This window comes from Planomonospora corallina (assembly GCF_042650625.1).
GTDB classification, from domain to species: Bacteria; Actinomycetota; Actinomycetes; order Streptosporangiales; family Streptosporangiaceae; genus Planomonospora_B; species Planomonospora_B corallina.
The window spans coordinates 475,578-484,985 of sequence record NZ_JBHSBM010000011.1 but is presented as its reverse complement, the minus strand read 5'-3'; the positions used below and the strand labels follow the sequence as shown (position 1 = coordinate 484,985).

Annotated in this window: 8 protein-coding genes; 1 reads left to right on the top strand and 7 read right to left on the bottom strand. The window is 75.2% G+C overall.

Features of this window, described 5'->3' with window-relative positions; genetic code table 11:
• Nucleotides 1-49: 49 nt before the first annotated feature.
• From ACFOWE_RS07065 to ACFOWE_RS07045, 5 genes are all read right to left on the bottom strand, one after another.
• On the bottom strand, nt 50-988 hold the full coding sequence (locus ACFOWE_RS07065; protein WP_377286212.1) for a cation diffusion facilitator family transporter: 939 nt from the start codon (nt 986-988) through the stop codon (nt 50-52).
• A gap of 42 nt (nt 989-1,030) precedes the next feature.
• On the bottom strand, nt 1,031-2,137 hold the full coding sequence (locus tag ACFOWE_RS07060; RefSeq protein WP_377286211.1) for an SIS domain-containing protein: 1,107 nt from the start codon (nt 2,135-2,137) through the stop codon (nt 1,031-1,033).
• Entirely contained in the window at nt 2,134-2,307 is a 174-nt protein-coding gene (locus tag ACFOWE_RS07055; RefSeq protein WP_377286210.1) for a Trm112 family protein, read from the bottom strand. Before ACFOWE_RS07055 ends, ACFOWE_RS07060 begins: the two co-directional genes overlap by 4 nt.
• Before the next feature lie 4 nt (nt 2,308-2,311).
• Nucleotides 2,312-3,676 (bottom strand): phosphomannomutase/phosphoglucomutase, encoded by a 1,365-nt coding sequence (locus tag ACFOWE_RS07050; protein WP_377286208.1) that lies wholly within the window; start codon nt 3,674-3,676, stop codon nt 2,312-2,314.
• Nucleotides 3,677-3,756: 80 nt separating this feature from the next.
• On the bottom strand, nt 3,757-4,122 hold the full coding sequence (locus tag ACFOWE_RS07045; protein ID WP_377286207.1) for a DUF3499 domain-containing protein: 366 nt from the start codon (nt 4,120-4,122) through the stop codon (nt 3,757-3,759).
• A 240-nt stretch (nt 4,123-4,362) separates the two neighbouring features.
• Here ACFOWE_RS07045 and ACFOWE_RS07040 point away from each other — a divergent pair, with 240 nt between their 5' ends.
• Complete coding sequence (locus ACFOWE_RS07040; protein WP_377286464.1) at nt 4,363-4,758, top strand: metallopeptidase family protein; 396 nt, start codon at nt 4,363-4,365, stop codon at nt 4,756-4,758.
• Between the two features lie 95 nt (nt 4,759-4,853).
• Here the strand turns inward: ACFOWE_RS07040 and ACFOWE_RS07035 are convergent, their stop codons facing one another.
• Together ACFOWE_RS07035 and ACFOWE_RS07030 are read right to left on the bottom strand one after the other, a co-directional pair.
• On the bottom strand, nt 4,854-6,386 hold the full coding sequence (locus tag ACFOWE_RS07035; RefSeq protein WP_377286205.1) for a DUF5719 family protein: 1,533 nt from the start codon (nt 6,384-6,386) through the stop codon (nt 4,854-4,856).
• Nucleotides 6,383-9,250 carry a glycosyltransferase gene (locus tag ACFOWE_RS07030; RefSeq protein ID WP_377286204.1) on the bottom strand — a complete coding sequence of 956 codons (2,868 nt, stop codon included), beginning with the start codon at nt 9,248-9,250 and terminating at the stop codon, nt 6,383-6,385. The genes ACFOWE_RS07035 and ACFOWE_RS07030 overlap by 4 nt, the downstream gene beginning before the upstream one ends.
• Nucleotides 9,251-9,408 lie beyond the last annotated feature (158 nt).

Below are 9,408 nucleotides of genomic sequence, written 5' to 3'. Positions count from 1 at the left end.
GGCCGCGGGAACGCGGCCGCCGGCGCGGCGTCCTCGGGCGGCGGGGTCCTCAGGCCGAGGGGCCGCCCGCCGTGAGGTCCGTCCGGTAGAGGTCGGGCTCCAGATAGATGACGCGGGCCTCCGGTACGGCGGCGCGCACCCGCTTCTCGGCCTCGTCGATGCCCTTGGCGATCTCCGCGGCCGTGTCGTCGTTCTCCACCGCGATCTTGGCGGCGACCAGGATCTCCTCCGGGCCCAGGTGCAGGGTGCGCATGTGGATGATCCGGCTCACCTCGGGGGTGCCCTCCAGGGCGTCGGCGATGCGGGTCTCCACCTCGGGGCCGGCGCCCTCGCCGATCAGCAGCGACTTGGTCTCGACCGCCAGGATGACCGCGATGACCGCGAGCAGGGCGCCGATCATCAGGGTGCCGATGGCGTCCCAGACCGGGTCGCCGGTCACCACGGCCATCGTCACGCCGAAGAGCGCGAAGATCAGGCCGAGCAGCGCGCCGAGGTCCTCCAGGACGATGACCGGCAACTCGGGGGACTTCGAACGGCGGATGAACTCCCACCAGGACTTGTCGCCGCGGACCGCGTTCGACTCCTTGATCGCGGTGCGGAAGGAGAACGCCTCGGCGATGATCGCGAAGATCAGCACGCCGAACGCCCACTGCGGGGACTCCAGCGGCTCGTGCGCGCTGAGCTTGTGCCAGCCCTCGTAGAGCGAGAAGAGCGCGCCGATGGTGAAGAGCACGACCGCCACCACGAAGGCGTAGAAGTAGCGCTCGCGCCCGTAGCCGAAGGGGTGCTCCGCCGTGCGGGCCCGGGTCGCCCGCTTCCCGCCGACCAGCAGCAGCGCCTGGTTGCCCGAGTCGGCCACGGAGTGGATGCCCTCCGCGAGCATCGCCGAGGAACCGGTGAAGACGAACGCGACGAACTTCGCCGCCGCGATGGACAGGTTGGCGGCCAACGCCGCAATGATCGCCTTTGTACCGCCGCCCGCGCTCACGGCAGCCTCCACTCATATATCCGGAAAAATCGAGACACGATCCTATTGGGAGATTCTCGCCTTGAGTTCCGTGATCACGGATACCGGGGTCGGGTCGATCCCGTACCCCAGGGCCAGATAGACACTCGCGTAGTCGCCCAGGCCGATCAGCGAGGCGAGCCGCTCCAGCGGATGCGCGCCCTCGGCGGCGATCTCGGTGACGGGCACGTTCCGGTCCTGCGCCAGCCGCAGCACGACCTCGCGCCGGCGGGCCACCTGCGGGTGCTCCTCGGTGTCGCGGAGCACGACCAGCCGGAGCGTGCGCCCGGCCTCGTCGGCGAAGATGTCGCGCTCGGCGAGCGGGCCGTCGAAGGCCACCACCTGGTTGTGGCCCGACTCCGGGAGCTCCCCCCAGATCGCCGGGTACTTGGCGTTCTCGTTGAGCTGGCAGGCCCAGCGGTGCGCCGCCACCGCCGCCAGGGGCGAGGACCCCCAGATCATCGGCACCGTCTCGGCCAGCGCCAGGGCCAGCGACTTGCCGGGGTTGATGAACGACTCACTCGTCGGCCGGCAGCCGTGCGCGATCTCCTCCAGCCGCCCGGCCACCGCCTCGAACACCTCCTCGCCCGCCCGGACCAGGCCCAGCTCGGCCGCGGCGACGACCAGCGGGACCGAGAGCGCCCAGACGCCGGAGCGGGGCTGCCCGCCCACGGTGACGGGCACGAACGGCGCCCTCGCCTGCCGGGCGACCGCCTCCAGCGGCGAGGAGGGAGCGCCCACCGCGAGCAGGCGGCACCCGCGGCGCACGGCCTCGGTCGCCGCCGCGAGCGTCTCCTCGCTGGCTCCCGAGCACGAGACCGCGATGACCAGGTCGGTCGGGCCGATCCAGCCCGGCAGCCGGTGGGAGCGCACGGTCACGATCGGCAGCGGCGCGCCGTACCCGCACACCGCGGCCAGGACGTCCCCGGCGATGCCCGAGCCGCCCACCCCCGCGACCGCGATGGCCCGGGGGCGGCCGTCACCGGCCAGCGACGACACCCCGGCCTCACGGGCGGCCCGGTGGGCGGTCCGCACCTGGGCCGCGGAGGAGGCCACCGCGCGCAGCATGCCCGAGGGGTCGCCCTCCTCCAGCCGTCCGGGGTCGTCGAGCCGGCCGGCGTCCCAGCTCACGGCTTCCGCGCCTCGTCCACCAGGAGCACGGGGATGTCGTCACGGACGGGGTAGACCAGCCCGCACGCGGCGGAGGTGCAGGACAGCTCGTCCGCCTCCGGCTCGGCGCGGAGCGGGGACTTGCAGTTGGGACAGGCCAGGATCTCCAGCAGCCAGTCGTCGATCTTCACGCGCTCAGCTCCTCACGACGGCCAGGACCTCGTCCCGGATGGCCGCCATCTGAATCTCGTCGGCCGCCTCGGCGTTCAGCCGGAGCAGCGGCTCGGTGTTGGACGGACGAAGATTGAACCACCATCCGGGACCGGACACGGTCAGGCCGTCCAGTTCGTCGAAGGTGACGCCGTCGCGGCCCGCGAAGGCCGCCCGCACGCGCTCGGTCGCGGCGGCCTGGTCGGCGACGGTGCTGTTGATCTCCCCGGAGGCGGCGTAGCGGGTGTAGGCCGCCAGCACCTCCGACAGGGGCCGGTCCTGCTCGCCCAGCGCGGCCAGCACGTGCAGCGCGGCCAGCATGCCGGAGTCGGCGAACCAGAAGTCCCTGAAGTAGTAGTGGGCCGAGTGCTCGCCGCCGAAGACCGCCCCGGTCCGGGCCATCTCGGCCTTGATGAAGGAGTGCCCCACCCGGGTGCGGACCGGCCGGCCGCCGTGCTCGGCGACGATCTCCGGCACGCTCCGCGAGGTGATCAGGTTGTGGATGATCACGGAGCCGGGGTGCTTGGCCAGCTCCCGCGCGGCGACCAGCCCGGTGATCGTGGACGGGGAGACCGACTCCCCGCGCTCGTCGACCACCCAGCAGCGGTCGGCGTCCCCGTCGAAGGCCAGGCCGAGGTCGGCGCCGGTCTCCAGCACGGCCTTCTGCAGGTCGCGGAGGTTCTCCGGCTCGATGGGGTTGGCCTCGTGGTTGGGGAAGGTCCCGTCCAGCTCGAAGTAGAGCGGGACCAGCTCGATCGGCGCCCCCGCCTGCCGGCCGAGCACCTCCGGGACCGTGTGCCCGGCCATGCCGTTGCCCGCGTCGACGACGACCTTCAGCGGCCGGACGCCGGACAGGTCCACCAGCGTCAGCAGGTGCCGGGCGTAACCCGCCAGCAGGTCGCTCCGCGTCACCTGCCCGGAGCCGCCGCCCCCGGGGCCGCCGGCCGCCAGGATCTCGGCGGCCCGGTCCCGGATCTCGGTCAGGCCGGTCGCGCCGCCGACCGGCACGGCGCCCGCGCGGCACATCTTCATGCCGTTGTAGCGGGCCGGGTTGTGGCTGGCGGTGAACATGACGCCGGGCAGCCCCAGATGACCGCTGGCGTAGTACAGCAGGTCGGTGGAGCCCAGGCCCGCGTGGACCACGTCGGCGCCGCGCGCGGCCGCCCCCCGGGTGAAGGCGTCGGCTAGCGGCCCGGACGAGGTGCGCATGTCGTGGGCGACCACGAGCTTCCCGGCTCCGGTCACCTCCACGAACGCGGCGCCCACCGCTTCCGCGGTCTCCTCGTCGAGCTCGTCCGGCACGACACCGCGAACGTCATACGCCTTGAAGATCTTGGCGAGGTCGCCCACTCCAGCTCCGCCCCTTGTGTGATGTCTCTGCTGGTCCCCAGCCTAGGGGGTCTCGCGCCCCCGGGCTCGGCGATCCACGCTCAGCGGTCGCGCTGGGGCTGCGCGGAGCGGAGCACCCTCAGGTGGCCGCGCCGCCCGACCTCGACCCCCTGGCCCACCGGCTCGGTGCCGCCCGGCGCCGGCCGGGCCGCCTCGCGCACCGCGTTGGCGAGAGCCTCCAGGTCGTCCGTACTGGGCGGCGCCCCGTCGGTGGGGAGGCGGACGACCTCCCAGCCGCGCGGCGCCGTCAGGCGCTCGGCGTGCTCGGCGCACAGGTCGTAACAGTGCGGCTCCGCGTACGTGGCCAAGGGTCCGAGGACGGCGGTCGAATCGGCGTAGACGTACGTGAGCGTGAAAACGGCAGGCTGACTGCACGCGGTGCGGGAACAGCGGCGGACGGGGCTCACGGTGGGACCGTATCCGGTAAGCGTCCGGGGCGCCACTATCTGAGCGCTCTTAACGAGCGTGTCGCCACAATTCGGACACCTGTCGCGGCTTTTGCCCGCGTGTCGGCGGACGGCCCGCGGTCCCCGCCCCGCCCGGCGGCGCCCTCGCGGCCGCCGGACCTCCCCGTCTAAGCTTGGCCCGTGAGCTCGGCACCCGGAACACCCCGTCCGCCGCGCAGGCGCGACCGGCACGGCCGCGGCATGCGCGGTCCGCTGGCGCCCTCGTACGTGCCGATCGCCAAGTCCCGGAGCGAGCGCTTCGACGACCTCGTGCTGGACGCGGTGGAACGCCTCAGGCCCCGCTGGGGCCGGCAGCTGGCGGCCGTGGAGTTCGCCGTCGAGGAGGTGCCGCCCAACCGCGAGCCGGCCGACGGCCCCGAGCTGCTCACCGGCGAGCCGATCCCGTTCGGCCGGGCCGAGCCCGCCGCCGGGGACCGCCCCGCCGTCGTCGTCATCTACCGGCGGCCGCTGGAGGCCAGGGCCCGCGACCGCGACCAGCTCGGCGCGATGGTCCACGACACCGTGGTGGAGCAGGTCGCCGGCCTGCTCGGCCTGGCCCCGGAATCCGTCGACCCGGGCTACGACGACCGCGACTGACCCGGCCCCTCCCCGCTCACCGCCCCCGCTGCTCCTCCCGGCCCCCGGAACGGCGCGGGCGCGGAACGGCCCGGCGCCCCTCCGGTGACCGCCGCTCACGGCAGGACCGTCGCCACCGACTCCCCGACCGGCGGGACGACCGCCCACACGCGGGCCGCGGCCAGCGGCTGGACGGTCAGCGCGAGCCCGTCCTCCAGCCGCTCGTCCATCACCCGCCCGCCGTACACCGGGCCGGAGCCCGGCAGCGGCTGCACCACCACCGCGAAGGCGCCGTCCGCGTCCGGCAGCTCGACCTCCTTCACGCGCGCGGCGGCGACGCCCACCTCGAACGGCTCGGGCGCCTCGCCCTCGCGCGGCAGCACCTGGACGCTGACCTTGCCCGCGGTCTCCGGGGCGGCCAGCAGCAGCCGGGAGCCCTTCTTCTTGCCCGTGCGGTTGTCCGCCACCACGCTGCCCAGGTCGATCGGGGCGGCCCCGGCGGTGAAGGCCACATCGGGCTTCTTCCCCGTCCCGGTGGCGACCAGCCCGGCCACGACCGGGGTCTCGGAGGTGAGCACGAGCGCCGCGGGCTGGCCTCCGATGCCGTCCGACAGGTCGACGGCGGTGACGGACCCGGCGGGCACCTCGACCAGCTCGCGGTCCTTGAGCGCGTAGGTCCCGTCGGAGGTCAGGGCCCGGACCTCGACCAGGGTGTCGGTCTCGGCCGGTGAGGCCACCAGCAGCTCGCGCTTCCCGCCTCCGCCGGGGATGCCCGGCACCACGACGCGGGTGGCCGGAGGGGCGGCGGCGGGCAGCCAGTCGACGCCCCGGCCGCCGTCCACGACCGCCCGGGCCGCGGCGGCGACCCGGCCGGAGACGGTGCGCACCTGAACGGCCATGACGAGCGACGAGGGCGCCATCTCCCTCAGGTCGAGCGCGCGGCTCTCGCCCGGGTCGAGCGTGAAGGTGTTGCCGGTCCCGGCCGTCACCGGTCCCTCACCGGAGTGGACGAGGATCTCCACGACGGCCGGGGCGAGGTCCGCGTTGGTCAGGTACAGCGTCACGTCCGCCGCGGCCGGGCCCGGGCCCACCATCCAGGTGCTCGCGGCCGGCTCCACGCACCGCGCCCCGGCCAGGCCCCGCTGCCCGCCCGACGTCTCCCGGCGCGTCTGCGCGGCCTCCAGGCCCGCCGCGCTGCTCCCGGTGGCGGCGACCGTGACGGGACCGCTCCCGCCGGGGGCCTTCTTCTGCCAGAGCCGTCCCGGGGTGGTCAGGGTGTCCAGGACCCTGCCCCCATCGCTCCCGTCGTCCCTGCCGTCTCCACCGCCCCCGTCTCCACCGCCCCCGTCGCCCTCGCCGTCCTTGTCGTCCTTGTCGTCCTTGCCGCCCTCGCCGTCCCCGGCGCCGCCCGCCGCGGTGATCGTGGCCGTCCCCGGGCCCTGGCCGTCCGGCGGCGTGACGACGCCGACCTCGGCCCCGTCCGGGGCCGGGCAGACGACGGTCACCGAGGAGATCGGCACCTTCCGCGGCTGGGGTACGGCCTGCGGCACCGGGCCCGGCCGGGTGCCGGCGCCCACCCCGTACAGCGCGAGCAGGGCCACCAGCACCAGGGCGAGGAGGCCGAAGCGGTTCTCGATCAGTGATCTCACCGGGCCACCGGCTCCCTCTCCGTTCCGGGCGCGTCCTGCGGCACGCCGTCCGCCGCTCCGCCGGTCCGCGAACCGGGGGCGGCCAGGACGAGCGCCACCAGCACCAGCAGCGCCTGCGCCCAGAGCCAGCGGGCGTGCCAGGGGTCGCCCTCGGCGGCGGGGGGCGACGCGACCGGCTGGGTCAGCCGCCACACGCCGAGCTCCCGGGACAGGCTCATCCTGGCCAGCGCGGGCTGGGAGTCCAGGGCCCGGCTGATCTCCGGGCCGACCGGGGCGGCCACCACCACGAACCGCACGCCGTGCGCGGCCAGCACCCGGGCGTCGTCACCGCCCCGGCCGGAGGCCAGGCCGGCCACGGCGACGCCGACCGCCTCTCGCGGCCCGTCGGGTGAGGGGATGTCGGACTCGCCGATCAGCGGCAGACGTCCGCTCAGCACGGTGAAGGTCAGACCGCCGCCGCGGGAGCGCAGCAGCAGGGTCCGCTCGCCGTCCCGGGAGGCGGCCTTGACCGAGGCGGGGAGGGCGTCGCGGGCTCCGGCGCTGATCGGCCCGTCGACGCCGCGGACGGCCCACATCCCCGCCGCGAGCAGCGGGGTGGAGAACGCGACCGCCACGACGCCGAGGGCGGCGGCCCGGCGCGCGCCTCCGGCGGCGCGGAACTCGGCGATCCGGCCCGCGGTCAGGGCCGCCACCACGAGCATGCCGAGGGCGGCGAAGGCCAGCGGCACGCCCGGCCAGGCGGGGGCCTCGCCGTCGCCTCCCGGCGCGGTGACGGAGGTCCGGCTGACGAGGACGGCCACCAGCACGCCGAAGAGCGCCACGCCCCAGCCGATCGCGATGACCATCCGGTCGCGGCGCATCAGCAGCGCCGCCAGGCACGCGGCGATGAGACCGCCGGTCACCCAGAGCGGCGGCATCCCCGGACCGCCGGGGCTGAGCAGGAGCAGGGACTCGGCCGGCAGCGCGGGGTCGACCAGTTCGGGCCGGTGGAGCCCGGCCTCCAGCAGGATCCGGCCGGGGTCGCCGGCGAGCTGGACCAGCCAGGGCAGCAGCACCGCCACCGGGACGCCGAACACGATCGCCACCGAGCCGCCGACGCCCCGCCGGGGGAAGGCCAGCGCCGCCAGCGCGCCGAGGAGCAGCGTGAGCGGGTAGACGACCGGGGCGAAGGCCGTGCCGGCCGCGAGGAGCAGGCCGAGGCCCCAGGCCGCGCGGCGGGCCCGGCGCCGGGCTCCGGAGAGCACGACGGTGGCGAGCGCCGCGTAGACGGGCAGCAGGACGAAGACCACGGCCGTGCCGAGCCGCCCGGCGGCGACCGTGCCGGTGGCCACGGGGAGCAGCGCGTAGCAGGAGGCCAGCCAGATCCTCCTCCACCGGCCGGGAACGATCCACCGGCTCGCCGCGTAGGCGGAGACGCCGGCCAGCGGGACGCAGCCGAGCAGCAGCGCGGAGACCGCCAGCCAGGTCTTGCCGAGCAGCACCGAGGAGAGGGCCGCCAGCACCGCCACGTACGGCGGCGCCCAGGCGTCACTGCCCAGGCCCGCCGGGTGGTGGCCCTCGGTGTACAGCCGCCACAGATCCTGCGCGCCGCCGGTCACCGGGACGAGGGCTCCGCCGCCCAGCAGGCCGCCGCCGAGCAGCCGCCGTTCGGCGACCAGTGTGACGGCGAGCAGGGCCGCGAAGAGCAGCACCCCCGGGTTGCCGAAGACGCGCCGGGTCGCCCCGGCGTCGTCGGTGAGCAGTTCCTCCCCGTCCTCCCCGCCGCGGGCCGCCGCCGCGTGGTGCCGGCCCGCGGAGTCCACCGGCCCGCCGGCCAGGTAGCTGCGCGCCCGGTCCACCAGCCGGCGGTAGCCCGCGCCCGGCGGGGTGAGCAGGCGGTCGACCGCTCCGTGGTTCCGGGCCCTGCCCGCCGCCCGTGCCCTGCGGGCCCGCAGCAGCCGTCCGGGGTGGGCCAGCACCGAGCCGAGCGCCACGATCTCGTCCAGCGCGTTGGCGGGCTGCTTGGCCAGCAGGAACAGCAGCGCGCGCAGGACCGAGCCCGCGATGTTGCGCGGCAGCGCCCACAGCAGGGGGCGCAGCGGCAGGTTGGCCAGGACGACGAAGATGGCGTTGCGGCGGTCCAGGCGCCGGGGATGGGCGCCGCTGACGGTGATGCGGCGCCGCCGCCGGGCGGCCGCCTCGGCGTGCCAGGCGACCGCCCGGGTGACGTTCCGCACCCGGTAGCCGGCGTTCCTGACCCGCCAGCACAGGTCCAGGTCGTCACGGAAGATCCGCAGGAAGGGGTCGAGCCCGCCCACCTCGTCCCAGACGTCCCGGCGGATCAGCATCCCCGCCGTGGAGACCGCCAGCACGTCCCGCACGCCGTCGTACTGGCCCTGGTCGAACTCCCGGTCCTCCAGGCCGGTGTCCCTGCGTCCCGTCCGGTCGACGGTGACGCCCACCTCCAGCAGGAGCCGCCGGTCCAGCCAGTCGCGGAGCTTGGGGCCGAGCACGGCCGCTCCGGGATCGGCCTCGGCGGCCCGCAGCAGCTCCAGCAGGGCGTCGGGGGCCGGGGCGCAGTCGTCGTGGAGCAGCCAGATCCACTCGACGCCCCCCGCCGGCTCCAGCCGCTTCAGCACCTCGGCGACGGCCTCGCCGAAGCCGGTGGAGCGCGGCAGGGTGAGCACGGCGTTCGGGCCGAGGGTCCTGGCCAGCAGGTCGGCGCCGCCGTCACGGCTGCCGTTGTCCGCCGCGACGACCCGGTCCACCGGCCGGGTCTGCGCGAGCAGCGCGCTCAGGGTCTCCCCCAGCCAGCGGGTCCCGTCGTGGGAGACGACGATCGCGGTGACGGTGTGGTGTGCGGGGCGGGAGTCGGTGATGGACATGCGTCCTGTGGTCCATAGGGAATGATCGGCGCGACCACGATACGGCACTTTATATCCGCCTATATATATCCGGATGGCATGAAAAAAGGTCACGCGGTCGTTGACCGCGTGACCTCGCCGAGATATCGACAAGCGCCCCGAAGGGCGCCGTGGATTTC